Below are 25,671 nucleotides of genomic sequence, written 5' to 3'. Positions count from 1 at the left end.
ATTTTGTATTAGGATTTAAGCGGTACCATAATAGGGGTAGCCTCGGCTACCCCTAATTTTTTACCTCAAGTGAATATTACGAAACCCTCTCGATCGATTAGTCCCAATTTAGCCTCACTATTGATTGTGATTGCCGAGCTAATGGGAACTTCTTTGTGGTTCTCCATTAATGGGGTGGCCGATAATTTGATTGATTCATGGAATATAAATCTTGCAGGCATCGGCATACTAACCAATGCTGTGCAATTTGGATTTGTAGCTGGCACCTTAGTATTCGCCCTCAGTGGAATCGCAGATCGGTTTAAGCCGAGCCATCTTTTTGCTGCTTGTGCCCTGCTTGGGGCATTGTTTAATACCGCATTTGCGGTATTAGCTGATAGCATCTGGATAGGTTCTGTACTGCGTTTCTTGGTTGGGATTTGTTTAGCAGGCATCTACCCCATTGGCATGAAACTCATCATGACCTGGGATCCCCAAAAGGCATCATCACGCATAGCCCAGCTGGTTGGCATGCTAACGCTGGGAACGGCCATCCCGCATGCCACACGCTACTTCGGTGTGGATTGGCCTTGGCAAGAGGTGATTCTGTTCTCCTCACTCCTGGCAGTCATTGCAATGGGAATTATTTTTTGGCTTGGCGACGGCCCCCACCTGAAATTAGGCAGCGCCTCACGGGTGAAGCTAAGCGGCTTTCGTCAGCTCTTTGCAATCCCCGAATATCGTCGATCTGCATTGGGATATTTTGGTCATATGTGGGAGCTCTATGCCTTCTGGGCACTGGTGCCGTTTCTGATTGCAAGTACGTATCCCATTCAAAATCCTTTGGATTTATCTGGGTTGGCATTTTCGGTGATCGGTGTTGGAGCACTTGGCTGTTTCCTTGGAGGACAGCTTAGCAAATCGATGGGCGGCATAAAGGTTGCCTCAACCGCCCTAGCACTGTCCGGTCTCTGCTGTCTACTGTATCCATGGATTACTGGATTGCCGCTATGGGCACAAATTCTGTTTTGGCTTATTTGGGGCATGAGTGTCGTGGCTGACTCACCACAGTTCTCGGCTCTATCAGCCCAAGCCTGCCCACCCGAAATTGTCGGCACTGCACTGACGATTCAAAATGCGATTGGCTTCACAATAACGATGATCTCGATTCAAATCAGCACCCTGGTGTTACCCATCATGGATCACTACATTACGTGGCTATTACTACCGGGTCCTGTATTGGGGGTCATTTTTCTGAATCGCATTTCAAAGAATAGTTCTTGAATATGCGTCGTATCGAAATCGTCACTCCAGCCCCTCCAGGGAGCCTACACGGTAATCGTGTGACCGCCAAACGATGGCAAGGTTTTTTAAGATACCTTGGCTACCGCGCTCCCATCACCGAATCCTGGTCTGGAAAAGATGCCGACCTCTTGATTGCCTTGCATGCCTTCCGAAGTCATGCGTCAATTGATGCATTTAAGTTAGCACACCCTAATCGTCCTTTAATTCTGATTCTGACAGGCACCGATCTGTACCGGGATATTGCAAACCACCCTGAAGTTCATGAATCGATGGCATTAGCTGATGCATTGGTAGTTTTACAAACAGAGGCATTACGAATCATTCCCGCAAAATGGCATCATAAGGTAACGGTTATTCATCAGTCGGTACCTCGGATACCTAAACAGCAGAAGCCTAAGGATCAATTCAGGATATGTGTGATTGGGCACCTTCGCCCTGAGAAAGATCCCTTTTGTATCGTACGTGCACTTCCCCACTTACATGACGATAGTCAAATTACTGTTCAACACTTGGGAATGGCCATGAGTAGGGAAATGGAAATATCCGCATTACAAGCCACCAAACAATATGGTCGCTATACCTGGCAAGGCAAGGTGAGTCATCAGACAACACTAAGAACCCTGGCGCGATGTCACGTCATGGTTATCTCTAGTCGCATGGAAGGTGGCGCTCATGTGGTTTCTGAGGCAATTGCGACGGGTGTTCCGGTACTCGCCTCAAAAATACCAGGCAATTATGGGCTGCTAGGAAAAGATTATTTGGGATATTTTCCGGTTGGTAATGAAAAAGCCCTAGGCAGACTTTTGCTCCGTGCAGAAACAGATCAATTCTTCTACAAAAAACTTCAAGAGCAAGTGAAGAAATTACAAAAGTTTGTCCAACCTAGTCATGAACGGTCCTCTATACTAAAACTCGTAACCCGCCTACTTAAATCCAGCAAAACATACTAAGAAATTGGACTCTGGATCAGTCCAGGCAGTCACTTGAGCAAAACCAGCCTTCTGGAGCATTTCTAGAAAAGTAGGTTTAGAGTATTTATAGCTATTTTCAGTATGAATCATTTCACCTGCGTGGAACATGCGAGCACCACTAGGCCAGCTTACTAACAGATCCGATTTGGCTCGAAGATGCATCTCAATGCGATCAAGGGTCTGATTAAAGAACGCATAATGCTCCCAATCCGGAATGGAAAAATTACTTCCGATCAGATGATTAAGGTGTCGCAGTACGTTCAAATTAAATGCCGCAGTCACGCCTAGAGTATCGTTGTAAGCTCGCTCTAATATGTGAATGTCTTTAACTAAATCAACCCCAATCAGTAAACCGCCGCTTCCATGACACTCCCTAGCTAGATTTAAAAAAAGACGGAAGGCCTCTGGGGGATTAAAGTTCCCAATCGATGAGCCGGGATAGAAGAACAATATTCGCCGGTCTTGTAAATCTGGAAATGAAAGTTCTTGGGTGATATCCGCTGCTATCGCCTGCATATCGATCGCTGGATAATCGTGATGTAAATCAGCTAAGGCTACCTCTAGAAAATCCACTGAAATATCTAAAGCCCGATATTGCTTAGGCGCAACGGTATCCAATAACGGTCTGACCTTTTCGCAATTACCGGCCCCTAGCTCCACAATCACATCAACTGCGGCAATCGCTTCTGTAATCTCGGCAAGCTTGGAATCCATGATCCCCCGCTCTACACGGGTTGGGTAATACTCCTCAAGATGAGTAATTGCCTGAAAAAGACTGGATCCTAATTCGTCATAAAAAAACTTTGGGGAAATTGAAGCCGGATTCGCTTGTAAGCCATCAACAATTTCTTGGAAAAGTTTGCTCTTAATTGATAATGTCATATCACTCGATTGAACAGGTACGAAATCCACAAAACATGTCTGCGCGCTGGGGCTGATAAAAATTACGAAACGCCGACCGTCGCAGGCGCTCTGGCGTATAACTACTCCAACCCTTCAAGACTTGATGGACACCATCAAACCATGGCTTCGAATAATCTCGGTATGGGTCTTCAGAAAAGCCTGGAAAGGGCTGAAAAACGCTACTACTCCATTCCCATAGCCCTGAGGATTGATAAGTATTCGTGTTACTAGAATACAAAATCGTCAACTCATGTTCCGTAGGTAGTCGTCGATGGCGCCACTCACAATACCTCTGAGCTTGATCATACCGAATATGACGTACAGGATTATTTTCTTGCAAGATTTGCCATTGATCAAAATAGCGCTCATACCATTGGCTACCATCCAGCTTCCAATAAAGAGGAGTCCAAGCCTCCGACTGATCAGCTTGGGATTGTAAAAACTCGAGGTATTCACCATTTGTAACTGGATGGGATGCGATTGAAAAATGCTCAAGTTGAATTGGGTGGGCCCACTTTTCGTTATCAAATACAAAGCCTTCTCCTGACTGGGATCCAAATTGTCGAGTTTGACTAGAGAACGCAAGATCACATGCTGAAATTTGGGAATTGGTGCTTTGATAGCTTGGTATGAAGGGCTGGGGATAGCCAAGGGTTTGCCACATATAGGCAAAGGCCTCGTTATGCATATCCTGATGAAAAATCGATAGCGTAATGAAGTACAGCTGCTCATTACTTAAAGGTCGACCCAATAGATCAGCGGTTCGCTCGAATGTCGCTTGGTTATAGGCAAAAAGTTTGTCGAGATCAGGAATCTGAAGCCCCCAGCGCTTATGATGCGATACCAGTGATGAATTGAATAATCCATCTGCATTAGCCAGCCAGGATTGATTAGCCTCTAATCCGTGTCGATGAACCCAAAACTCATGAAACCAGCTGATATGGCCAAACTCCCAATGAGGAGGATTCAGAATTTCCTGCTCTGGAACGGATTCTTGCCCAATATGTAGATTTTGCAGGATATGCCTGGTCAAAGAGTTTGTGTCTTCAAGCCAAGTTAGCAGTGTTGCTTGACTGGGGTACGGGGTGTATCGTAAATAATCGGGGATCACAGATTGCATCATGTAATCCTTACTCAAAATGGATAATCAAACTGTAGTGTATGAGAGATTGACTGGCATCGCTCAAAAAGATCACTACGATTTATTCCGCCAAGATTGAGAACGGCATACCGATAACTTCCTAGCCATTTCAACTCACGCTTTAATTGAGATCCCTTTTTAAAGTAGAGCATCAGATTGGCATCTGGATAAGGTGCCAGGGCTTGTTGGATCTGGTCTGACGTCGGAATACTTTGGGCTGCGGACTCACGAAACTTCCGAAAAATAAAGCTGGCGGCTACTTGAAATTGAGACGGTTCTTGCCTTACTCTTGGTTCTTCACCAACTGCAAGTTCAAAGAGAATATCGTATGGGTTATACCCACCTACCCGATGATACAAATTAACCAGCTGAGATGCCATCCGAGGATTAATTTCGATGATTTTTAGTTGATCATTACTTTTGTCATAAATGAATTCAATATTAAAAAATCCATGCTGATAATGAATCGCCTCAAGCACTTTTTTGGTGATGATCTTGGCGCGCTCTTGAATTGTTATTGGTAACTGCGATGGATATTCAAAACGCATGAAGGCATTAGTGCCCGGATACATAATTTCATCAATCGCACCCAGAAAAAATGCTTGGCCATGATAGCAATAGCCATCAATATTGATTTGATCCCCAGTCATGATTTCTTCGGCAAGCATCCCACCTGGATCAGCAGTATGGTCACTATAGAGAGGCATGATATCGGCAAAGGGTTTTACAAGTCGGCGAATAATCCACTCCTCAAAAAAGCCAAAATGGAGAAGATCATCTAATTCCGATCGCTGCTGAATGACCTTTGCCAATACAGAATATGTTGCTTTAATGGGCTTCACAAAAAATGGGTATGGCAAATTGATGATTTGATCCCTTTTTAGGGGAAATGCAATTGGGGCATAACGCGGGACCGCCTCAGGAACAATCTTTTCTTGAATCATACGGCTGTAATACTTGTGCTGGCAGGCGATGATGGCTCGTGGATCATTCCCGGGCAGGCCTAAGCGCTCCGCTAGAACCGCGGCAATTAAGGCGCCATACTGCTCGTGATTGCTGATAACGCCATCAAGTCCAATTTTGCGGTACTTCTGCTCCAGATGAGCAATGTAATCAAGAACCCGAAAATGAAGCAGTCGAGCATTTTGTGGGAACTGGAATAAATCAAAGCCTTCAAAATAGAACTGGTATCGACCGCTCTCTTGATAAGCACGAATTGCTAGTTGATCCCAGTCCTTCATAAATAGCACTAGGATTTTTTTCATTGGCAGCGCTCTGGTATGAAATCTTTTTTTCGGTTAGCGCGATTTGCCATTTTCTCAAAGCGCTGCTGAACTCGATTATTCATGAAATGCTCAATCAGAAACATCGGGATTGATGATTCAGGTAGGATAAATGCTTGATAGGTAAATAAGGTGCCGCCATCTTTGGGGATTAAGCGCCAACTGCCACGATATTCTTTGAAGTAGCCCTTGACCTGACGGAGATCCATACCGCGCATTGGATACTCGGTGTAATCAATGATAGATTCAAATTTAGTGGTGAAGAATAGAAACCGATCTTCAACCATTTGCTCCACCCGAATAGTCTGATCTGACAGACGAGTGACTTTTGAAGATTTAATTCCTTCGGATGGCTCATCAGAGGAAAAATCGGTTAACAACACATAGGCCTGGCATTGGGTTAGGGGTGACATATAACTCCCCTGAATATCAAATCCACCCCCAGTTTGACGAATCTCAACCGAAATCGCAGCAGCTGAGGCTAATCCAAAACCACTCCATGCAATCATCATTAAGCCTAGGCAATAGCGAATCGTTTTATTCGTCATCGCAGAACCAGCATCCATGAATCTGGGTTCAGAACATCGTGGTTAAGTCTGTAAGCCACGCGGGTGAGTGCTTTAGTAGGAAGGCTTCTACAGGCTTATCTAATCCGGTTAAAACCAATCCACTAATGAGGATCAAAAATCCCCCTAGAAATTGTTTACCAAATTTACCTGCGTGACCAAGCTTTCCCTTGGCTTTCATCAGAGCATTTCTCGATAAAACACCGAGCAATGCGAGTGGTAAGCCCGCTCCGAGACCAAAGACCAGCATAACAAATACGATTTTCTCAAGATCTTTTCCTTGACTGGCCAAAGTAATGGCTGCACCAAGAGTAGGCCCTACGCAGGGAGTCCAGACCAAGCCAAGCAAGATACCAATCAGAAGCTGGCCAAATAAACCATCAATACTCACTTTGGATAACAAGGTGTTGCCTACGCCACTAATACCCGACATGGCAACCGCAAAACGCTCTTGTAAGTGTGTAGAAATCAAGACAATACCAATCAGACCCATGATGATTGCTGCAAACAAACGAAATCCATCCTGAGCAATCCCAATCGAAGACCCAAGACTAGCCAGGGCCGTACCAATCACAGCAAACGACAACGTCAAGCCGCCTGCCAACGCAAGTGGTCCCAGTCGATGCTGATTAGTGGCCGCCCCAATAATGATGGGAATTAGAGGTAAAACACAAGGGGATAGAGTCGATAAAACGCCCGCTAGAAATGCAAAGAGGAATGACCCAACCCCAAAATCCATTAAATCGCCTGCTTTGTTAACTTCGCAAGCGCTGACTCTTTTGTATCCCCTGTCGCGCGTGCAACTTCTTTGCCATTCTTGAAAACAATAATTGTGCTTTGCGAGCGCACCTTGAGCGTTTTTAAAAGATCTTTCTGAGTATCGTATTCAAGCTGATAAAAAGTAACATTTTTATACTCTGGATTTTTCATGAACTCTGACAGGATTTTGTCTTGCGTTTTGCATGTGGAACACCAATCCGCATGGACGGAGATCACCGCTGACTTGCCTTGCTTTTCAATTTCAGCTAGCTGTGTCGCTGTAATTGGCTGACCGGCAGCAAATACACTGGTAGTAACAAACACTCCTAATCCAATAAAAAACTGCAAGAATGATTTCATAAATGAAAGCTCCTAGTGAAATAAGTCAAAACGGGTATCAATTCATTCTATATCGAATCGATGACAAAGGTTGTTTAATCCTAAAATAATCCTATGGCACTCATTGCAGATCTTGTCCTGGCCCTTCATTTTGCAATCGCCCTCTTTATTACGCTGGGCTTGTTGCTGATTCCGCTGGGATTCTTTTTATCTTGGTCATGGATTCGCAATCGTCGCTTTCGCCAGATTCATGCAGGTCTCATGCTCTTTGTTGCTATTGAGGCAATTTTTGCCATCACCTGCCCCTTAACTATTCTGGAGGCAAAGCTTCGACAAACAACCGCCCCTGAATCATTCTGGACATATCAGCTCAACCAATTACTCTACTGGAATTTACCGCCCACATTTTTCTTGGGGCTCTACCTACTCTGTAGTATCTGGATCATCTATCTATGGCGACGAATTCCGCCACGGTCTTCCAATCAGTCAGATTATTAATCTGGTAGCTTTGCTTTCGAGTAGAGACGCAGACGTAAAGCCGCTTGGGCCAAAAGATGAGCACTCACTGGAGCGGTTACAAATACAAACAAAGTAATAATCAACTCATGAATGAGTAAACCGTCTTTTAGAGCATAGGCCATGGATGCGAGCAGAACTCCGCCCACCCCCAAGGTTGACGCTTTAGTGGGTGCATGTAAGCGCATAAAGAAATCGGGCAAACGCAACAATCCCAAGGAGCCAACAAAGATAAAGAAGGCGCCGATCAGCAATAAGACAGAAGTGATTAGTTCAAGCATGGTCTATCCTCGATTTAGTCCATCACATCGCCACGGGCCAAATAGCGCGATAGCGCAACCGTACCCACAAAACCCATTAATGCAATCAATAGTGCGGCCTCAAAATAGATGGGGCTACCGTCATATATACCCAATACAATTAAAAGTGCTACTGCAGTGACATATAAGGTATCTAAAGCCAAAATACGATCCGGCGCATCGGGCCCCTTGATTAAGCGATACACCGTAATACCCATCGATAGAGCAATGACAACCAAGGTAATTTTGATGGAAAGATCTAGCATCCAAAAATCTCCATAAGAGGTTTTTCGTATCGATTCTGAATATCGGCAATCAGTGCACTTGGGTCTGCACAGTCAAGAGCATGAATAATTAAGACATGATTGTCATCCGTGAGCTCAGCGGATACCGTACCCGGGGTCATAGTAATAATGCTTGCCAGCAGTGAAATCGACATAGGCTGGGTCAGTGCAATTGGCATTTCTACAAAGAGCGGTCTGAGTTTTTTAGTGGATCCCAATATGAGCCGCGCCACCACCACATTTGCCACCACAATATCGTAGGTCACCACAAAAAGAAGACGTAACGCTGCCAAAGGATTTTTAATGGGGGGCAGCCCCGCTAAAAATGACCTGCATACGTAAGGAATAGCCCACGCCAAGATGGCCGCCAACACAATATGCGCTAACGAGAGATCAGCAGATAAAAGTAGCCATGTAATAAAAAGCAGGATCGATAGAACTGGGTGGGGTAACCAACGCTTCATGGTCTTGACTCCCGTGGTAACGCTCGAGGTGCGCGATCGGCAGTTTGGCCAATTACTGCTTCAATGTAGGTTTGAGGCGCCTTCATTTGCGCAGCTGTTTGATCGGTTATTTGCTTTAAGGGAGCCGCATAAACCACCATCAATAAACTTGCGCCGAGCAAGAAAAGAATCGGCAACCACTGGCCAAAACCTGGAGAACGTGCGTCAGCGGCATATTCATGGGATGTTTTCCAGAACAAGGTGCTGCCGGCCCGAGATAAACCAATTAAGCCAATAAAACTTGCTAACAAGATGATTGTCCAGATCATCGGCATGTGTGTATTCAGTGTTGCGCTTTGCAAAATCATTAGCTTTGCTAAGAAGCCAGATGACAGGGGTAGACCAATTGCAATTGCACCAGCAATCAGCACGGCAATTCCCAAGGCAACTCCCTGCTTCATGAGTGGCCCTGTTTGAAGTTTTTCCTCAATAGATCCCCTCGCCTGTCCGATCATCTCTGCTAGCAAAAAGAGTGTCGCTGAAATTAAGGTGCTGTGGACCATATAAAACAAGGCCCCTGAGAATGATGCTTGATTACCAATTGAATAGGCCATCAAGATCATGCCAACGGATGCCACTGTTAAGTAAGCAATCAGCTCTAAAAGACGCTTTGCAGCCAATGCGCCCAATCCCCCAAGAATCAGGGTCAACATGGCCACAGGCATCAGCCAAGGGCTGGTGATATCAGCCGTCACACCCTCCGACCCACTAAAGATCAAACTATTGAAGCGGAAAATGGCATAGATACCAATCTTCGTCATGATGGCAAATAAGGCAGCTACCGGTGCTGATGCACTGGAGTAGGCATTGGGAAGCCAGAAATACAAAGGAAATAGCGCTGCTTTAATTCCGAAGACAGCGATTAGCAATAAACTAGCTGAACGAATCAAGGCGATGTCGTCCGCGGATGAGCTAGCAATCCGCTCTGCCAACTGAGCCATATTTAAGGTGCCAGTCAGGCCATACAGAATGCTGACACCAATTAAGAATAAGGCCGAACCTGTCAGGTTAATCACAACATAGTGAACTGCTGCACGCAAACGGCGCTCACCAAATCCATAAACCAACAAGCAATAGGAGGCGATTAATAAGACTTCAAAGAAAACGAATAGGTTAAATAAGTCGCCGGTTAAGAACGCCCCATTGATGCCCATCAATTGAAACTGAAACAAGGCATGAAAGTACTTACCACGCTGGTCCCAGCCCTGCATCGCATAAAACAGTGCAGCAATTGCCACAATCGAGGTCAGCAATACCATTAATCCTGATAAACGATCCAGAACTAGCACGATGCCAAATGGTGCAGCCCAATCACCTAATACATACGTCTGAATTACCCCGCTATTGGCATCCTGAAATAATTGAATTCCGATATGGACTAATAATGCACTAGCAATAAAACTAATCACACGACTAATTGCGAGTTGGCGTCCCATGAGAAGAAGCAAAGCTGCAGTAAGTGCGGGTAGAACAATCGGTAGTACAAGAAGGTGGCTCATGATTCCTGCCCTTCTTTATTCTTAACACTTGAATCTTGATCTGACTCTGAGTTTGAGCCTTTACCCGGCTCCTCACCATCCACGTGATCGGATTTAGTGTCGTTCCGAGCCCGTAAGGCTAGTTCCACAATAAAACCAGTCATTCCAAAACCAATGACAATGGCCGTTAATACAAGTGCCTGAGGAATCGGATCGGCATAAGACGATACTGCTTGATCAATCACAGGAGGCTTACCACTGGTGAGACGACCCATCGCAAAGATAAAGAGATTGATGGCATAACCGAGCAGAGACAAGCCAAGCACTACGGAGAAGGTTCGTCCTCGCAGCATCAGGTATACCGCGCAAGCAGTCACAATGCCTAAGGCGGATGCAAGTAGCAGTTCCATCTAGGCACCCCCTTTTAATTTGGAATCCCGTTGGCTTGCACCTGAGAGCGCAGAGATAGTTAGCAGGGTTGCCCCAACGACGGTGAGATAGACCCCTAGGTCAAAAGCTGCCGCACTCGCAAGCGGAATCTTTCCAATGAGGGGCAAGACCGGGTAACCGTAGGTGCTCGTCAAGAATCCTGCCCCAAAGATAAAGCTTCCGAGTCCAGTGATTCCGGCAATCAGCACACCACTACCGATTAACTTGGGGAAATCCATTTTGAGCTTGGCGGATGTTGCAACTAGTCCGCCGGCCATGTACTGCATCACTAAAGCAACCGATGTAATCAATCCCGCAATGAATCCTCCACCTGGCAGATTATGGCCACGCAAGAAGATATAAACACTAACCAGTACCGCAAAGGGTAAGAGAGTTCGGGCTGCAACCGAGAGCATCACGGAATTTAATGAACCCGGTAACAGTTGACGCTCGATTTTTAATCCATCCATCAAACTCAAGGCACCAATTGCCGCAATCCCAAGAACGATGATCTCGCCAAAGGTATCAAAGCCTCGGAAGTCGACCAGGATTACGTTCACCACGTTGCTACCACCGCCCAATGGCACACTTTGTGCCAAGTAATACCAGGCAATTGATTCATGGGGTCGAGTTAATACTGCCCACAGTAAAGCGGATACACCAGCACCCGCCAGAATCGATAAAACGATGTCACGCGTCCTGCGGCTTGAGCTAGACTCCTTGGGACCATTTCGTGGAATCAAGGCTAAGGCCATTAGCATGAGCGCGGTGCTTACCACTTCCACCGATAACTGCGTTAGGGCTAAATCCGGTGCCGAGAAATACGCAAAGGTCAGCGCGGTTGCCAAACCCACCACCCCAACTAGGATCACTGCCGTTAAGCGGTGACGATGAACCACGGCAGTTGCAATCGCAGCCAAGACGGCAATGGCCCAAATCACAATAGCCACTGGATTAGCTGGGGTCAGAGAAGCGTCACCAGTGGTGTAACCGTATTGCATGAATGGCCACAATCCAATTAGGAGAACCGCAGCAATCAAGACTGCAAGGTAACGTTGCAAAGAACCATTCTGAATGGTCCGAGTGATCCAACGAGCAGTTCCCAATAAGGACTCAATAAAGTGCACAAAAATCCGTGTACCGTTTAACTCTTTGGGGGCATGCAAGTGCAAATTAAAGCGATTCTGTAATAACCAGAACATCACCACCCCACCCAATAGAGCGATGATGCTCATCATGAGCGGCGTATTAAATCCATGCCAAATCGCAATCGTATAGGGAGGAATCGGGCCACCAAACACGTCGTAAGCAGCCAGAAATACAAGGGGTGCTACAGTGATAGCGGGAAGAACGCCAACCGCAATACAAATAACCACTAGTAACTCAACAGGGATCTTCATGAAACGTGGCGGCTCATGGGGCGTATGAGGCAAATCCTTGGCTGTGCCATTAAAGAACACGTTGTGCACAAAGCGTGCGGAGTAGGCAACGCTGCACATCCCACCGAAGGTCACAACGATTGGTGCAATCACTCCAAACCAACCAAGATGCGAGAGGGTTAAGGACTCTGTGAAGAACATCTCTTTGGATAAGAATCCATTAAATAACGGGATACCCGCCATGGAGGCCGCAGCCACCATCGCCAGTGTTGCGGTGTAAGGCATGAACTTATAGAGTCCACGCAAACGGCGCATATCGCGCGTTCCGCACTCGTGATCAATGATCCCCGCCACCATGAATAGCGACGCCTTGAAGGTCGCATGGTTGATGATATGAAAGACCGCTGCCGCAGCTGAGAGCGGCGAACTTAAGCCAATTAAAAAGATAATGAGCCCAAGATGACTAATCGTGGAATATGCCAAGAGCCCTTTTAAATCATGCTTGAAGATAGCCACATAGGCAGCAAATGCCATCGTGGTTAAGCCAATCACAGAAACAATGATCTCAAAATCGTAGGAACCACCCAGGGCTGGGTATAAACGGGCCAGCATGAAGACCCCTGCCTTCACCATCGTAGCCGAGTGCAGATAAGCCGAGACAGGGGTTGGGGCTGCCATGGCCTGCGGTAACCAGAAGTGGAATGGAAATTGCGCTGATTTTGTAAATACACCCAACAAAATTAAGATCAAGATCGGTAGATAGAGAGGGCTCGATTGAATGGTCTCGCGAGCGGCAAAGATCCCGGATAGCTCATAGGTACCAGCTACATGTCCAAGTAACAAGAAACCGGCAAGCATTGCTAAGCCTCCACCACCGGTCACTGTTAAAGCCATGCGAGCCCCACGTCGAGACTCGGACTTAAAGTTCCAATACCCAATCAATAAGAACGATGAAATACTAGTGAGCTCCCAAAAGACAATCGTGAGCAAAATGTTCTCGGTCAGAACAATCCCTAACATCGCTGCCATAAAAAGCATGAGGTAGGTATAAAACTTACCAATCGGATCGGTATCTGCTAGATAGTATTTGGCGTACAAAATAATCAGTAAGCCAATACACAGAATCAGAAGAGCAAATAAATAGGCAAGTCCATCGAGACGAAAGGCAAAATCAATACCAAGCTCTGGAAGCCAAGAATACTTGGCAATGATCTTTTCACCAGCAAAGATACGACTGCTATAACTAAGCAGCAGTGTAAGACTAGTCGCTGTCACCCCCGCCACGGCCCAAGCAGAGGCCACTCGACTAAAGCGAGCAGCCAATAGCGCCAAGGTTGTTCCAACAAGCAGTGGCAATAAAATAATCGTCAATAAGGTCATAAAGCAAATGTCACTGTTGGGGTGATCAAAGCACGCATCACAAGCCGGCAATCAATGCCTGACCTACGATAAAACCATCCTGGATGATAACAAAGATCAGGCCTTACAAAGACCGAATCCTTGTAGGTCTTTCTTACGATTCAGTAGTCTTTCTCAAAAATTGACCCAAATCAATCAAATGAATTGGGTCAATCTATCCGATCAAGGGTTGGATGAATGCAAACCAAGCCCCAACCAATAACAGAAATACGCTAAACCAGTAAATCCGCAAAGAATTTTTTCGGGTTTTCAGGCAAGCGTTTCGGAGTACCGGGTCAATGGGACAAGGTGCATTGCGATTCCACCATTGCAGAATTCCACCGAGGACCATTAACAAAGTGCTGATCGCAAAGATAGCTTCTTTATGTTCACTAATCCATACGATTTGAGGAAAAACAGCAACCAATGAGGCCAGCGCAGCCCCAGCACCCAAACTAACCAGTAGCGCAGGAATCGCGCAGCAGATGAGCGTGCTGGAGCTTGCCAGTAAAGTAATGACCGAGCTAATAAATCCCGATTTTGATTCCTGTAAACCATCGATGCTCATTTCTTCTCTTTCTGCTGAGCTCTAAATTGCGCAACGGTTTGCGGAATGGTCTCAATCTTCACCACATCGTAGCCCGCATCTTTAATCTCGGCAGAAATTTCTTTCTCATTGAGTGTTTTTCCTTCTTTGGGCTCAATGACGACGACCTTATTCTTGAGGTCTACAAACACTGCCTTAGTTTCACCCATCTTCGAAATGCTCTTCTCAATTCCTTGGGCACAGAAGGAGCACACCATACCGTTCACCGTCACCTTCATACTGGCATGTGCTACAGACCCCAAACCCATGAGTGCAATAAATAGAATGGAATAAATTGATTTCATCATGATTCTCCTAATAGTTGTACATAAAGTTAAAGCGCCACTGTCCTGATAAATTGGCACCTGCTTCTACGAAATAACGGTTATGAATCACTCGTAACATCGGGGTGAATTCATACTGCTTTGAGACAAAGGTCATTCGCCGTGCTTCAATGATTAACCACGGCTGAGCTTCGTCATAATCAACTTCATAGAATGACGCGCCCAATCGTGCAACCGTGATATTGCTAGTTGCCCCCTCCGCGGCATACACTCGGGCCGAAGCCATGGAATAAAACCGGGTGGTTTCATAATCGACCTGAATACCTGGGGAAGCCATGGCCTTTGTGCCCACAAAGGTATTGCCTGTTGTAGCACCCAACCCGCCAATAAACCAAATATTGGCTTGTGCTTCGGGCATATTCCAGCGCGCTAGCTTACGGGTATAGACTGCCTCAGCATTTTGCTGTTTAGATACCGAGTTATCGGTCTGCATCGCGCTGGTTGAAAACCCAAATGCATCGTTCGCTGTAGCTGCATAGTTCACAGCAAACTCTTGGTAGGTCTTCGAGAAGTCCCCCATGATCATCCAGCTGTTCTTAAACCCCATAGGGGCAGCACTTACCTGACTAGCCAACACAGATATCCCAAGCAATAGGAGTTGGGAGAGTCGATTCATTTGAGCTTCTCCAACGCGGTGACATCTAGACTACCGCCGGCTTCCCTAAACTGAAATTGCACACGATCTCCTGGCCGATATGAATCCAGCGCAACATCTTTGGCCACATCAAAGCGCATAGTCATGGCCGGCATTTTGATGCTGGGAATGGGCTCATGCTTAAGAACGATCCGCTGCTTTGCGGTATCCACACGAACGACTTCTGCCCTAACCCACTCTGAGGCTGCAGCAGCCGATAAGGAAAAGATGCTAACGATTAGTAATAAAAGGTATTTCATTTAACTCTCCAAAGTAAAAGGTGCCCAAAATTTGGGCGGACTTATCCTAGGGAGTTAAAGAATCGGGGGCTTATTTCCTAAAACCAGATCTTCACTACTAAATCTTTGAAGATCGGTAAATAAACTTTGCGTTGGAGATTCAAAGCGCAAAATAGGATTAGTGATCAGGGTGGCACCGAAAGCCATACATAAACTGCAAGCATAACAACTAGTCTGCTTACTTTCAGTGCCCTGATCATCAGAATTTATTGCCGTCTCTTGATGGCAAGGATGATGGGCGTCTTGGGCGGAGATCGATGCACTGCCAAACTTTAAAGCCTCTTTTTGCAGACTCATATCCACCACTGCCCAAGATTGAATGGGCAGAATGGCGACCAAAAGAGTCAATAGGAGTTGCTTTACCATAGAATAATCCTAGCACTCTTTAGAAAAATTTGCCGATTCTTTCTGGTTGGGGAGCAAACTAAATGCTGATTCAATGCCCGTCGTGTAACAAATTAAACCGCTTATCCCCTGAAAAAGTGGCTAGCAAGCCGATTTGCGGTAGCTGCCAGCATGACCTCCTCTCTGCACCGATCGAGGCGAATACAGGTGACTTTGGGGAGCTAATTCAACAAACTCAGATACCCGTTATCGTCGATTTCTGGGCGCCATGGTGTGGGCCTTGCAAAATGTTTGCGCCCACCTTCAATCAGCTTGCTAAGCAATATACCAATCGGGTTTTATTTGTGAAACTCAATACCGAGGAGGAACAAGGTATTGCTGCTCAGTTTGGGATCCGATCTATCCCCACCCTCGCATTCTTTAAGGGTGGAAAAGAAACAAATCGAGTCAGTGGCGCACTAGGCGCAGGGGATCTAGATCGCTACATCCAACAGCAGTTATCTATCTGAGACCTTAGGGCTTGCGAGCAACCACGCCCATGAGGGCGGACATTCCATGATGCCCATCACCCTCATGGATTTCTACTTCATATTCTTGCCAATCACAGATTTCCATCCCTCTTAAGAGGTCCTGAATTAATTCAGTGGTGTAGAGATGATCGATGCTTGGTGGGCCACCAGTCTTGTAATCCAATTGCTTCGGCGTATAGCCCTGGAGGATTAAATATCCGCCGGGTTTTAAGGAATCGCGTATTTGGGCAAATAGATCAATGCGCATATTGGGGGTTGCAAACTGAATAAAAATGGCTGCGATCAGATCGTAGTGATTGGGTTTCCAAACCCAAGAATGGGTACTGGCAACACTGAAGGTAACCGATACCTGCTCTTCTTTTGCTAACTGCTTTGCCTTTTCTACGGCTACTGGCGATATATCAAAGGCCTCTACCGTCATTTCCTGCTTTGCTAGCCACACACTATTACGCCCCTCACCATCAGCGACACAGAGGGCATTAGCACCGGGCCTCATATACTTTGCTACTTGATTCTTTAAGTATGCATTTGGCTCTTTACCAAAGACATACTCCGCCCCTGAAAAACGTTTATCCCAGAATTGGGCTGCGTCTTTACTGAAATCAATACTTGTCATCGCATTAACAATAAGTTATCAATCTTTCAAGGATAATTGATCTCATGATCAATCGCGTCCCAATATCTGTGGTTTACAGTCCATGCGTAACCTAATCCTCGTTCTCGGCGACCAGCTCAATCGGGATTCGAGCGCGTTTGATGGATTTGATCCTAAGCAAGATGCAGTCTGGATGGCAGAAGTGGATGAAGAATCCACCCACATTTGGTCCTCAAAGCAGCGGATTGCTTTGTTTATTAGTGCGATGCGACATTTTGCGCATTCACTGCGCAAGGCAAAGATTAGCCTGCATTACAGAAAACTCGATGATCCTGGTAATACCCAAACACTTGAGGGTGAGCTTGCAAGAACCATTTCTTTGTGCAATCCAAGCAGACTCATTATGACTGCCCCGGGGGATTGGCGTGTTCTCGAGAAAATCAAACAGCTGTCATTACAAACTAGTATTGAACTAGAAATACGTGAGGATCGGTATTTTTTCGCAACCGTAAAGGAGTTTTTTGAACATGCCAAAGGGCGCAAGCAACTGCGGTTGGAGTATTGGTATCGCGAGCTTCGCAAAAAGCATAGCGTACTGATGAATGGCGATGCGCCTGTTGGGGGGGAGTGGAACTTTGATTCCGAGAATCGCTCCTCCTTTGGCAAGGATGGCCCCCCACCCATCCCACCGCCATTACGCTTGAAGCCCGATCACATTACCCAAGAGGTTATCCAACTGGTCGAGAGTCGCTTTACATCTCATCCGGGTTCGGTTGCGGCAAGTACCTCCGGCTTTGGCTGGCCAATCGATCGGCAAGAAGCCCTCCAGGTGCTAAATGACTTTATTCTTAATCGCCTTCCCCAATTTGGTGTGTATCAAGACGCGATGTGGACCGATGAGCCATGGTTATTTCATTCACATATTGCAAGCGCTCTGAATCTTAAGTTGCTATCGGCTCAAGAGGTAGTGATGGCCGCAGAGAAAGCCTATCGTCAGGGTCGTGCACCGATTGCAGCAGTGGAGGGCTTTATTCGTCAAATCTTAGGCTGGCGCGAATATGTTCGCGGCATCTATTGGATGAATATGCCAAAGTATCTTGAACTCAATGCATTGAAAGCGAATCAAGCCCTACCAGCATTCTTCTGGGACGGTAACACCCCAATGCAGTGTTTATCGCAAACCATTACTCAGAGTTTACGCACCGGCTATGCGCACCATATTCAACGCTTAATGGTCACCGGTCTCTACGCCCTACTTCTTGGAGTCAAGCCAAAGGAGATTCATGCGTGGTATTTGAGTATGTATGTGGATGCCGTTGAGTGGGTCGAACTCCCCAATGTAATTGGCATGAGCCAATTTGCGGATGGAGGTTTAATGGCAAGCAAGCCCTATATCGCAACCGGCAAATACATTGATCGCATGAGTAACTATTGCAAGCACTGTGTCTTTAAGCCTGATCAATCCACTGGTCCTGATGCCTGTCCATTTACCACGCTGTATTGGGATTTTCTGATTCGCCACGAGAACGCCATGAGCAAGAATCCACGCATGCTGATGCAGGTGCGCAATCTTGGGCGCATGAGCGATCAAGCCAAGCAGGCAATTCAAGATAAAGCCACAGAACTTCGCGATCCTCAGGCTGGTAAATAATCCCAGCAATCAAATCGGGCGGCTTGACCCACTCTCACTCCGTTTACATCGATTAGGTTCCAGACAGTGGCATTACGAATCCAAAACCGTTTGCCAGTTTTGGATATCCGAATTCCGGAATAATCATCGATAAAGCCAAACTGTTGCACGCGCTGCAGCAAGGCTTGGCGCTCATCTTGCAAAACAGGTTCTGCTGATTGTCGCGATGGAATTGAGGTGATTTCAGCCCAATTCATTTCAAATGCATTCTGGGCCATGCGATTAGCGTAACCAAAGATTGGATCAGCCTGCGTATCGTGTGCTACCACTGCAAAAGGAGCTTCATAGAGCATTTGTGCCGTGTTTATTAAGCTGACAGATTCAAAACAAGGCTTACCTAGAAAATGCTGATAGCTATCCAATATCAACCGAGCCTCGATGGGTAAAAATTGATTATCCGGATCTGGTTCAATGCGTGAGAACAGCATGCCGGTCGCTATCGACCAAGCAGTGAAATAATTTTGTAGCGGCCGTCACTACTCATCACTTTTAAAGTGTATTCCTCAATGAAAACCGCATCACTTAGTTTTGGAAAGTAAAACTCAAAAGACTTCCCTTTTGGTTCGTCTGCAATGTAGACCAATTCTTTGACAGGATCGATTTTTATTATTCGGTACATAAATGCTAGGTCATACAAAAAACTTGCAATACTAGAATTCAAAACTAAACATAAAATATCTAGATTCATTCTACAGGCGATTTAGGAAATAATGCAATTAGTCAATCCCATGGATTACACAATCGAAATCGAGCAGCAAACAATCTGGATTAAGAACCAAAATACCACGATCGCATACTGCCGATACTCCGATAACGGTGATATTGAGTACATCTATGTCCAACCCATGTATCGGCTGATGGGGTTTGGTCGCAAGCTAATCCAAGAGGCCCAACGCATTACAGGTAAGGTCGGCGTCCCGCAAGAACCGGTTTCACCGATGGGTCAACGTTTTTTTGCTGCCCTCAAGAACGATTTTTAATGAATGCTATTAAAAATATTTATCTGGGCTATTGCCTTCTCTTGGCGAGCATTACTGCGACGGCAAGTCCAATCATTGATCTTCGAAGTCAGGCCACTATTCATCAAGGGCAGTTGCTCGCTGAGCTAATCAGCGCCGACTATATTTTGCTCGGCGAGCTCCACGATAACCCCTATCACCATGAGGCACGCAGTCGATTAATTACTGCAATGACTAACAAAAAATATGCAGCGGTTGTTGAATATCTTCCCTCCGGTCCATTAGTCCCCTGGTCTGGATCGACCCTCCAATCCCTTGAGCAAGCAGGATTCTCTGCTAAAGCGTGGCCTTGGAAGCTCTATCAACCTCTATTTGAAGCCATTCGGGTATCTGGATTCCCGCTCTATGGCTCCAATCTCGATCGCTCTATCTCAAAAACCATCTTCTCAGGCGGGCCGATCCCGGCTGCGATGGAATCGGATTACCAAAAAAGTGTTCTATCAATTGAAGCAAAACGCAGCCTTGAGAAGGATTTGATCGACGGACATTGCGGCAAGCTCCCCGCCCAGTATTTAGAACCCATGTTTCGGGTGCAACGCCTAACCGATATTTCAATGGCGCAGACCATGATGCGCCATTCTCCTGCGATTCTGTTTGCCGGCAATGGCCATGTTCGCAATGATTATGGAGTTCCTCAAGTTTTAAGATCCCTTGATCCCTCTAAGAAACGCATGAGTGTTGGTTTTGTTGAAGAGGATCGGCGTAACCCTAAAGCACTGGCGGAGCTGGCCAAACTCTATGATTTTGTTTGGATTACCCCCGGCATCGAGCGCCCCGACCCTTGCGCTACTCTTCATTTTGGTAAATCCGAATCCTCTAAGTAGTACGCATCAGCAACAAATGCCGGACCTTTCATTAAATACACAATGAAAGCACATAAAGCGGCAGTGAAAAGCATCGTCCAGAAGAAAATAAGTCCGGCTATTAAATAGAGCTCCCAAAGTCTGGATGATCCACTGGGCTCTATTCCGTATTGCAAAATGGCAAGCGGTACAACAAATATGCTGGTGCCATAGAACATTAGCTTCGGCGTATGGCGCAAGATGACCCACTCAAAGCCAGGGGGCTCTCGACGCGTTGAGGGAATCCTCTTTAACCAGTTCATCGTTTCATCTTAATCGATCGCCCTTGAATTTTCTTGGACTGAGCCCTATATTTCTTTCGCAGGACTTTTCCTGACCTTTTTTAATAAATCAATAAAGGAGTCTATATGTCAAATTACAGTCAAGCGAACGTACGCTACTCCATCGCCGATTGCAAAGCATCGCTGGATAAAAATAATCACCATAAGCGCTATAACCACAGTATTCGCGAGTGCGATCAATCGATTCGCGCTGAGAAGAAATAAATCAATCCCAAGAGCCCCGAGTTTGAGCTTGGGGCTTTCTTCGGCATAATGGGCTATGGCAATTCGTCTAGAAACCATTAGTGCTGGGCTGGCAAAACCCCTGTGGGTTCGTGACGGGGAGGACCTCCGAACGGTTACATCAGCTATCAACAAAACACCAATTAGTACCATCATTCAACCCCAGGCGGTTGAAGTCACGGTAACCGGCATCGTTGGTGATGAACAAGCCGATCCTCAAGTGCATGGTGGGACTGAAAAAGCCCTCTACATGTACCCACAAGAGCATTACCCCTTTTGGAGCACGTTACTTTCTGAAGCCAAAGGCCAATCCCTCCGTTTGGAGCATGGTTACCTAGGTGAAAACCTAACTATTAGTGGGCTTAGTGAACACGATGTCTACGTTGGCGATCGCCTCCGGATTGGAGCCATTGAATGCGCGGTTACTAAATTACGGGAGCCCTGCTATAAGTTCACAGCAAAGACAGGGGTTGCAACTGCAGCTAAGGCAATGATCCAGGGCGCTCGTAGCGGCTGGTACCTGCGTGTTCTGCAGAGAGGAGTGATTCAAGCAGGCGATGCCATCATGGTTATTCCTGGGCCTCGCGAATGCTCAATCGCCCAACAAAATCATGCGCTACTTCATCGGGGTGATTGAGTCATCCGTTTGACCAGTTTTAATGCGAAGGGTCCGATGGCACCTGATATCGCATGTCGATTCTTAGCAAAGATCCGATACACTAGGTTCAAGATGGGTCTTAGAGTTTTTCTTGAAAATAACCAAGCCAAGATGGGTAAATTAGCGCGCCGATAAGCCTCTGCAAAGACAGGAACACCATGAATGGGGGCATGCCCCTCAATTTGCCCAACCATCTGATCAAGTGCAGCCTGGCACGAAACACCGACACGGTCTGGGTCGAATGCGCTGCTGTTGACGTCGACAAATTGAAGTAATTGCTGATGATTGCGGGTCTGCAAATAAAGAATCTCTGCCTGACACAGTGGACAGGCGCCATCATAGAAGAGGGTCAGCGGCAATAGGACTTGGCTCATACAATAGATTAATGTAATTATCAATTGTCCTGTAAATGCGCATTTTTTACTTTCTCCCCCTAGTTCTTCTACTTTCGGCATGCGGCCAAGCCGACTACACCACCTGGAACTGCATTCCTGAGAATGACTCCAACAAAAAGGTGGTCATGGTCTTGCAGCAATCGACCATGAAGTTTGGCGAACGGCAGATGCGCTTTTGTGGCAGTCTTGGGCTAATTAGCTACTTTGATGAGAGCTGCAAGGTCGGCGACGTCAAGGCATCGATCGCGCAATTGATTCAGAGCGAATCACGCCTAGCCATTGGCAAGGACGAGTACCGCTGTGAAAAGCTCTAGACTTTAATCGGAGCGCTTTAGCAGAATCTGCGCAGTCATTTTTCCAGCAAACACCAAGTCCATCTCCAGACCATCGTTGGCCGACTTGATATCAACACCATCTTGAATGGCCGGTTTAGTCTCTTGAACGGCGAGTAGCTTGTCTGGCCATGAGAACTTCATGTTTGCGGTCATGGGTAAATAGCCATCAAAAAGTCGTCGCATCAAAGGGCCAGCATTGAGTTGATAAAGGCCGTTACCCAGAGAGTCCAGAGCCTTGGACTGCAAATCAATACAAATTGATCCGCCTTTTTGTACTTCACTAAGGGTTACGCGATTGTCTTTGACCTCAGCCATCGCAATACCGTCCATCGTCCGAACTTGAATATCCCGGATTCGATCTTTGTTAAACAAAATGACTACTTTACGAATCGGATCCAATTTTTTATGGCAAGTCTGGATTTGTACTAAGCCAGAGTCAAGACTGGTTTCTAAGATGGTTACCTTCGATTCATAAGTGTATGAATTCGGATCGGGCTTGGTTTTGAGAAACCGAATCTGCCCTTCACCAACCACATCCGCAAGACCAGCTGCCAATACGCTGATAGGGAAAACAAAAAGGCACACCGCTAAGTGTGTGCCCCATCGAGTCACGATTGATCGCATTCGATCAAAGCACAATTAATAGATCTTTTTACGCAAGCGCTCATCACGCTTATCAATCATCAACTGTAAAAACCACTCTCCCCGCTTCATCGGGGAACCCATCATGCTTTGCATGAAGGACTGAAAACATGCCGCAAAACTTTGGTTTTTCATGGTGAGGCCTTTACTTTTAATAGTTAGTCAACTCATTGTAGCTAGTTTTAGGACAATGGGTGAAAGCAAGACCCAGCCAGCTTCCTAGGTCATCGCGAGGCCTTGCCCGCTTCCAAAATGGCCAATTGCTCTCGCCTCATGAAACCCCGAGCGATGGAGCAAATCCAGAACCTGGTCTTTAGCCTCCGGTGCACAAGCAATCAGTAACCCACCACTGGTTTGCGGATCGGTCAATAAATGCTGTTGCCAAGGTTGAACATCTGAACTAAACGAAACCTCCCCGCCATAAGCTTGCCAATTTCGGGTTGAGGCGCCGGTATAGATATCTTCTTTAACAAACTCAATCGCCTCCGGAATTACTGGAATATCACGCCACCTCAAATTAGCTCTTAGATTTGCCCCGCGACTCATCTCCAAAAGATGTCCTGCCAAACCAAAGCCGGTGACATCCGTCAGGGCATGAACTTCTTGCATCTTCGAAAGGGCAATGCCAGGCTGATTTAACTGGGTGGTGAAGGCAATCATTGACTCATATCCCTTGGCGGATAACCGCTCCTTCTTTAGGGCGGCACTCAAAATGCCAACCCCCAAAGGTTTACTCAAAATAATCGTATCGCCCTCTTCTGCACCGCTGTTGCGCTTCAAGTTAACCGGATCAACAATGCCAATCACGACCAAGCCGTAGATGGGCTCAACCGTATCAATCGAATGGCCGCCAGCGATCGGAATCCCCGCTGCGTGACATACAGACTCTCCACCCGCAATAATCTTCTGAATGACCTCCAGCGGCAATACATTAATTGGCATACCGAGTAAAGCCAATGCAAATAAGGGTTGAGCACCCATCGCATAAATATCTGAAATCGCATTAGTGGCAGCTATTCGACCAAAATCATAGGGATCATCGACGATTGGCATAAAGAAGTCTGTTGTAGCCACAATCGCCTGATGATCATTAATTTGATAAACCGCTGCATCCTCATTATTTTCTGAGCCAGCCAACAAAGCAGATGGAATCATTTTGAGGGGTGAGGCTCGCAAGATATCACTCAAGACGCCGGGGGCAATTTTGCAGCCGCATCCACCTCCGTGCGAAAGTGAGGTCAGGCGTCCGTTGTATGCATTAAGAGTCATAGGTTTATCTTGGCTATTTTCGAAAAAGCTTCTTGATGGTGGTGACGGCATCTTTGCCAAGTTGCTGAGCACTACCGGTAACATCGCGCAAAGTATCGGTAGCGATGTTTAAATAGGTATTGACGCTTTTAAGGGCTGCGCTCTTGATCACCGGAATAATGGCGTCGATGATTTTTCCGACGGCTTCTTTAGTTCCTGCGCCATCTTTACCGGTATCGATATTAGCGATCTGAATATCATCTAATTTGAGGTTAACGCTTGTGCCTAGGATACGCATATCCTGATACACCAGATCTGCCCCTTGAATATCAAATTGCTTGATGAGAATGCGTGGCTGCTTAGAATCGCTTGGGGCTTTATCTGCTTTGTTTTGAGCATCTTCCTTTTGATTAGCTGCGCTATATTGCCTAGCATTATTTTGTAGAACCGACAGATTGTCAGACTCTTTCGTTTTGACATAGCGCACACTCGGCTGGTTTAAGAGTACACGGTCAATCACTACAAAATCCAATTTAGATTCCTTGGGATTGAGCACAATCTCAATGGTTCCCGCTTTAAAAGCATGAGCCCCCTCAAAACCAGGGGGGTTAGCAACCTCAAGATTACGAATCGTCGCCTGAGTTTGACGCAAACTAAGATTAACCTCGCCTACCGTTACCTTGGTACCCAGAGATTGCGTCGCATAGTTCTCAATCGAGCGCTTCACATACCCATCTAATTTAGTTGCGGTGTAGTAAGCAACACCAATTGCAATCGCTATCGCCAATACGATCAAGAGTGCAAGCATCTTCAGGATTTTCATTATCAGAATTTAGTCAGAATACTGTGTGTGCCGAGTTATTTTGACATTTGTTTTAGTTTCATGAGTAAGATACTCAGAGCAAATATAAAGGTTAAGGCATTAGTCACAATTAGGGGCCAACTTTCAATCACAATCCCGTAAATTAACCATAATGCCACTCCCAGGGTAAACATGCTGTACATGCCTAGAGAGATGCCCGAGAGGTCTCTAGTTCGCCACGATTGAATGGCCTGAACCAGAAAAGAGAAAGTGGTCAGTAAAGCGGCTAAATAACCAATGATGTCAATATGAAACATCCTGGCATCTTAGCCGATTGATTGATCACTTAGCCGATGCGGCCGATCGCGCAACTCACAAATGACTTAGCAGTCGCAATTCCTTTATCAAGACCCGCGACAGAGCCCTTTTCTGGGTAGCCCATACTGAGTAACTTATCGACAATTTGCTGGCGCAAACTTAAGTCGGCATCCAGAACAACTGCTCTATTTGCATGATCGACTGTGACCGCTTGAACCCCAGATATTGCTCTTAAACCCTTAACAATGGTGTTCTCACAGCCACCGCATTTTAGGTTCTCAATTTCAATCGTTAGATTTGCCATAGGATCCTCCCTTTAGTCCTCTAAGTATG

Annotated in this window: 37 protein-coding genes; 10 read left to right on the top strand and 27 right to left on the bottom strand. The window is 46.2% G+C overall.

The window, feature by feature from the left end; translation table 11 throughout:
• The first annotated feature begins 69 nt into the window (after positions 1-69).
• Both QUE66_RS03605 and senB read left to right on the top strand, forming a co-directional pair.
• A complete protein-coding gene (locus tag QUE66_RS03605) occupies positions 70-1,263 on the top strand; it encodes an MFS transporter (protein WP_286224487.1) in 1,194 nt (397 codons plus the stop codon).
• Between the two features lie 2 nt (positions 1,264-1,265).
• The gene (senB, locus tag QUE66_RS03600) at positions 1,266-2,234 is read left to right on the top strand and encodes a selenoneine biosynthesis selenosugar synthase SenB (RefSeq protein ID WP_286224486.1); all 969 of its coding nucleotides are present in this window, start codon (positions 1,266-1,268) and stop codon (positions 2,232-2,234) included.
• On the opposite strand, the gene egtD is transcribed toward senB, so the two are convergent.
• The 6 genes from egtD to QUE66_RS03570 are packed head-to-tail and all read right to left on the bottom strand — an operon-like array spanning position 2,208 to position 7,267.
• Entirely contained in the window at positions 2,208-3,137 is a 930-nt protein-coding gene (gene egtD, locus QUE66_RS03595; RefSeq protein ID WP_286224485.1) for an L-histidine N(alpha)-methyltransferase, read from the bottom strand. The genes senB and egtD overlap by 27 nt on opposite strands.
• A 1-nt stretch (position 3,138) precedes the next feature.
• Positions 3,139-4,281 (bottom strand): SUMF1/EgtB/PvdO family nonheme iron enzyme, encoded by a 1,143-nt coding sequence (locus tag QUE66_RS03590; protein WP_286224484.1) that lies wholly within the window; start codon positions 4,279-4,281, stop codon positions 3,139-3,141.
• An 11-nt stretch (positions 4,282-4,292) separates the two neighbouring features.
• Entirely contained in the window at positions 4,293-5,564 is a 1,272-nt protein-coding gene (locus tag QUE66_RS03585) for an ATP-grasp domain-containing protein (protein ID WP_286224483.1), read from the bottom strand.
• Positions 5,561-6,148, bottom strand: a complete 588-nt coding sequence (locus tag QUE66_RS03580; protein ID WP_286224482.1) for an SRPBCC family protein — start codon at positions 6,146-6,148, stop codon at positions 5,561-5,563. The genes QUE66_RS03585 and QUE66_RS03580 overlap by 4 nt, the downstream gene beginning before the upstream one ends.
• Before the next feature lie 10 nt (positions 6,149-6,158).
• Complete coding sequence (locus QUE66_RS03575) at positions 6,159-6,887, bottom strand: cytochrome c biogenesis CcdA family protein (RefSeq protein ID WP_286224481.1); 729 nt, start codon at positions 6,885-6,887, stop codon at positions 6,159-6,161.
• Complete coding sequence (locus tag QUE66_RS03570; RefSeq protein WP_286224480.1) at positions 6,887-7,267, bottom strand: thioredoxin family protein; 381 nt, start codon at positions 7,265-7,267, stop codon at positions 6,887-6,889. The genes QUE66_RS03575 and QUE66_RS03570 overlap by 1 nt, the downstream gene beginning before the upstream one ends.
• A 93-nt stretch (positions 7,268-7,360) precedes the next feature.
• On the opposite strand from QUE66_RS03570, the gene QUE66_RS03565 reads away from it, so the two are divergent.
• Positions 7,361-7,744 (top strand): DUF2784 family protein, encoded by a 384-nt coding sequence (locus tag QUE66_RS03565; protein WP_286224479.1) that lies wholly within the window; start codon positions 7,361-7,363, stop codon positions 7,742-7,744.
• Here QUE66_RS03565 and QUE66_RS03560 read toward each other — a convergent pair.
• The 11 genes from QUE66_RS03560 to QUE66_RS03510 form a co-directional block, all read right to left on the bottom strand.
• On the bottom strand, positions 7,741-8,043 hold the full coding sequence (locus QUE66_RS03560; RefSeq protein ID WP_286224478.1) for a Na+/H+ antiporter subunit G: 303 nt from the start codon (positions 8,041-8,043) through the stop codon (positions 7,741-7,743). The two genes, QUE66_RS03565 and QUE66_RS03560, sit on opposite strands and share 4 nt — an antisense overlap.
• A 14-nt stretch (positions 8,044-8,057) precedes the next feature.
• The gene (locus QUE66_RS03555; RefSeq protein WP_286224477.1) at positions 8,058-8,327 is read right to left on the bottom strand and encodes a K+/H+ antiporter subunit F; all 270 of its coding nucleotides are present in this window, start codon (positions 8,325-8,327) and stop codon (positions 8,058-8,060) included.
• On the bottom strand, positions 8,321-8,809 hold the full coding sequence (locus tag QUE66_RS03550) for a Na+/H+ antiporter subunit E (protein ID WP_286224476.1): 489 nt from the start codon (positions 8,807-8,809) through the stop codon (positions 8,321-8,323). The genes QUE66_RS03555 and QUE66_RS03550 overlap by 7 nt, the downstream gene beginning before the upstream one ends.
• Entirely contained in the window at positions 8,806-10,347 is a 1,542-nt protein-coding gene (locus QUE66_RS03545) for a monovalent cation/H+ antiporter subunit D (RefSeq protein WP_286224475.1), read from the bottom strand. The genes QUE66_RS03550 and QUE66_RS03545 overlap by 4 nt, the downstream gene beginning before the upstream one ends.
• Positions 10,344-10,736: a Na+/H+ antiporter subunit C gene (locus tag QUE66_RS03540; protein ID WP_286224474.1), complete on the bottom strand. Its 393-nt coding sequence runs from the start codon at positions 10,734-10,736 to the stop codon at positions 10,344-10,346. Before QUE66_RS03540 ends, QUE66_RS03545 begins: the two co-directional genes overlap by 4 nt.
• Entirely contained in the window at positions 10,737-13,514 is a 2,778-nt protein-coding gene (locus QUE66_RS03535; protein ID WP_286224473.1) for a monovalent cation/H+ antiporter subunit A, read from the bottom strand.
• Positions 13,515-13,707: 193 nt separating this feature from the next.
• Entirely contained in the window at positions 13,708-14,100 is a 393-nt protein-coding gene (locus QUE66_RS03530) for a hypothetical protein (protein WP_286224472.1), read from the bottom strand.
• Complete coding sequence (locus QUE66_RS03525) at positions 14,097-14,426, bottom strand: heavy-metal-associated domain-containing protein (protein WP_286224471.1); 330 nt, start codon at positions 14,424-14,426, stop codon at positions 14,097-14,099. Before QUE66_RS03525 ends, QUE66_RS03530 begins: the two co-directional genes overlap by 4 nt.
• Before the next feature lie 7 nt (positions 14,427-14,433).
• The gene (locus tag QUE66_RS03520; RefSeq protein ID WP_286224470.1) at positions 14,434-15,078 is read right to left on the bottom strand and encodes a hypothetical protein; all 645 of its coding nucleotides are present in this window, start codon (positions 15,076-15,078) and stop codon (positions 14,434-14,436) included.
• Positions 15,075-15,356: a copper-binding protein gene (locus tag QUE66_RS03515; protein ID WP_286224469.1), complete on the bottom strand. Its 282-nt coding sequence runs from the start codon at positions 15,354-15,356 to the stop codon at positions 15,075-15,077. Before QUE66_RS03515 ends, QUE66_RS03520 begins: the two co-directional genes overlap by 4 nt.
• Before the next feature lie 54 nt (positions 15,357-15,410).
• A complete protein-coding gene (locus QUE66_RS03510) occupies positions 15,411-15,761 on the bottom strand; it encodes a hypothetical protein (protein WP_286224468.1) in 351 nt (116 codons plus the stop codon).
• A 62-nt stretch (positions 15,762-15,823) separates the two neighbouring features.
• Between QUE66_RS03510 and trxC the strand changes: the two genes are divergently transcribed.
• Positions 15,824-16,249: a thioredoxin TrxC gene (trxC, locus tag QUE66_RS03505; RefSeq protein WP_286224467.1), complete on the top strand. Its 426-nt coding sequence runs from the start codon at positions 15,824-15,826 to the stop codon at positions 16,247-16,249.
• A gap of 4 nt (positions 16,250-16,253) precedes the next feature.
• Here the strand turns inward: trxC and QUE66_RS03500 are convergent, their stop codons facing one another.
• Positions 16,254-16,886, bottom strand: coding sequence for a class I SAM-dependent methyltransferase (locus QUE66_RS03500; protein WP_286224466.1), 633 nt, complete (start codon positions 16,884-16,886; stop codon positions 16,254-16,256).
• Positions 16,887-16,968: 82 nt separating this feature from the next.
• Here QUE66_RS03500 and QUE66_RS03495 point away from each other — a divergent pair, with 82 nt between their 5' ends.
• Positions 16,969-18,516 (top strand): cryptochrome/photolyase family protein, encoded by a 1,548-nt coding sequence (locus tag QUE66_RS03495; protein WP_286224465.1) that lies wholly within the window; start codon positions 16,969-16,971, stop codon positions 18,514-18,516.
• Here QUE66_RS03495 and QUE66_RS03490 read toward each other — a convergent pair.
• Positions 18,501-18,983, bottom strand: a complete 483-nt coding sequence (locus tag QUE66_RS03490; protein WP_286224464.1) for an MEKHLA domain-containing protein — start codon at positions 18,981-18,983, stop codon at positions 18,501-18,503. The genes QUE66_RS03495 and QUE66_RS03490 overlap by 16 nt on opposite strands.
• 282 nt (positions 18,984-19,265) lie before the next feature.
• On the opposite strand from QUE66_RS03490, the gene QUE66_RS03485 reads away from it, so the two are divergent.
• Together QUE66_RS03485 and QUE66_RS03480 are read left to right on the top strand one after the other, a co-directional pair.
• Positions 19,266-19,535: a GNAT family N-acetyltransferase gene (locus tag QUE66_RS03485; RefSeq protein ID WP_286224463.1), complete on the top strand. Its 270-nt coding sequence runs from the start codon at positions 19,266-19,268 to the stop codon at positions 19,533-19,535.
• Positions 19,535-20,398, top strand: coding sequence for a ChaN family lipoprotein (locus tag QUE66_RS03480; RefSeq protein ID WP_286224462.1), 864 nt, complete (start codon positions 19,535-19,537; stop codon positions 20,396-20,398). Before QUE66_RS03485 ends, QUE66_RS03480 begins: the two co-directional genes overlap by 1 nt.
• On the opposite strand, the gene QUE66_RS03475 is transcribed toward QUE66_RS03480, so the two are convergent.
• Complete coding sequence (locus QUE66_RS03475) at positions 20,368-20,679, bottom strand: hypothetical protein (RefSeq protein WP_286224461.1); 312 nt, start codon at positions 20,677-20,679, stop codon at positions 20,368-20,370. The two genes, QUE66_RS03480 and QUE66_RS03475, sit on opposite strands and share 31 nt — an antisense overlap.
• A 105-nt stretch (positions 20,680-20,784) precedes the next feature.
• Here QUE66_RS03475 and QUE66_RS03470 point away from each other — a divergent pair, with 105 nt between their 5' ends.
• Positions 20,785-20,922, top strand: a complete 138-nt coding sequence (locus QUE66_RS03470; RefSeq protein ID WP_286224460.1) for a hypothetical protein — start codon at positions 20,785-20,787, stop codon at positions 20,920-20,922.
• Positions 20,923-20,977: 55 nt separating this feature from the next.
• The gene (locus QUE66_RS03465; RefSeq protein ID WP_286224459.1) at positions 20,978-21,577 is read left to right on the top strand and encodes an MOSC domain-containing protein; all 600 of its coding nucleotides are present in this window, start codon (positions 20,978-20,980) and stop codon (positions 21,575-21,577) included.
• Here QUE66_RS03465 and QUE66_RS03460 read toward each other — a convergent pair.
• On the bottom strand, positions 21,562-21,972 hold the full coding sequence (locus QUE66_RS03460; protein WP_286224458.1) for a thiol-disulfide oxidoreductase DCC family protein: 411 nt from the start codon (positions 21,970-21,972) through the stop codon (positions 21,562-21,564). The genes QUE66_RS03465 and QUE66_RS03460 overlap by 16 nt on opposite strands.
• 35 nt (positions 21,973-22,007) lie before the next feature.
• Between QUE66_RS03460 and QUE66_RS03455 the strand changes: the two genes are divergently transcribed.
• A complete protein-coding gene (locus tag QUE66_RS03455; protein ID WP_286224457.1) occupies positions 22,008-22,307 on the top strand; it encodes a hypothetical protein in 300 nt (99 codons plus the stop codon).
• Between the two features lie 3 nt (positions 22,308-22,310).
• Here QUE66_RS03455 and QUE66_RS03450 read toward each other — a convergent pair whose 3' ends face one another.
• The 6 genes from QUE66_RS03450 to QUE66_RS03425 form a co-directional block, all read right to left on the bottom strand.
• The gene (locus QUE66_RS03450) at positions 22,311-22,952 is read right to left on the bottom strand and encodes a hypothetical protein (RefSeq protein ID WP_286224456.1); all 642 of its coding nucleotides are present in this window, start codon (positions 22,950-22,952) and stop codon (positions 22,311-22,313) included.
• Positions 22,953-22,967: 15 nt separating this feature from the next.
• Complete coding sequence (locus QUE66_RS03445; RefSeq protein ID WP_286224455.1) at positions 22,968-23,105, bottom strand: hypothetical protein; 138 nt, start codon at positions 23,103-23,105, stop codon at positions 22,968-22,970.
• 84 nt (positions 23,106-23,189) lie between these two features.
• A complete protein-coding gene (gene selD / locus QUE66_RS03440) occupies positions 23,190-24,239 on the bottom strand; it encodes a selenide, water dikinase SelD (RefSeq protein ID WP_286224454.1) in 1,050 nt (349 codons plus the stop codon).
• A 13-nt stretch (positions 24,240-24,252) separates the two neighbouring features.
• Positions 24,253-25,041 (bottom strand): DUF748 domain-containing protein, encoded by a 789-nt coding sequence (locus QUE66_RS03435; protein WP_286224453.1) that lies wholly within the window; start codon positions 25,039-25,041, stop codon positions 24,253-24,255.
• 35 nt (positions 25,042-25,076) lie between these two features.
• Positions 25,077-25,337, bottom strand: coding sequence for a SemiSWEET transporter (locus QUE66_RS03430; protein WP_286224452.1), 261 nt, complete (start codon positions 25,335-25,337; stop codon positions 25,077-25,079).
• Between the two features lie 29 nt (positions 25,338-25,366).
• Positions 25,367-25,642 carry a heavy-metal-associated domain-containing protein gene (locus tag QUE66_RS03425; protein ID WP_286224451.1) on the bottom strand — a complete coding sequence of 92 codons (276 nt, stop codon included), beginning with the start codon at positions 25,640-25,642 and terminating at the stop codon, positions 25,367-25,369.
• Positions 25,643-25,671: the final 29 nt, after the last annotated feature.

Origin of the sequence: Polynucleobacter sp. HIN6, from assembly GCF_030297575.1 — a bacterium.
Lineage (GTDB): Bacteria > Pseudomonadota > Gammaproteobacteria > Burkholderiales > Burkholderiaceae > Polynucleobacter.
Note: the sequence above shows the minus strand (reverse complement) of the source record. Positions and strands in the feature narration are given on the sequence as shown.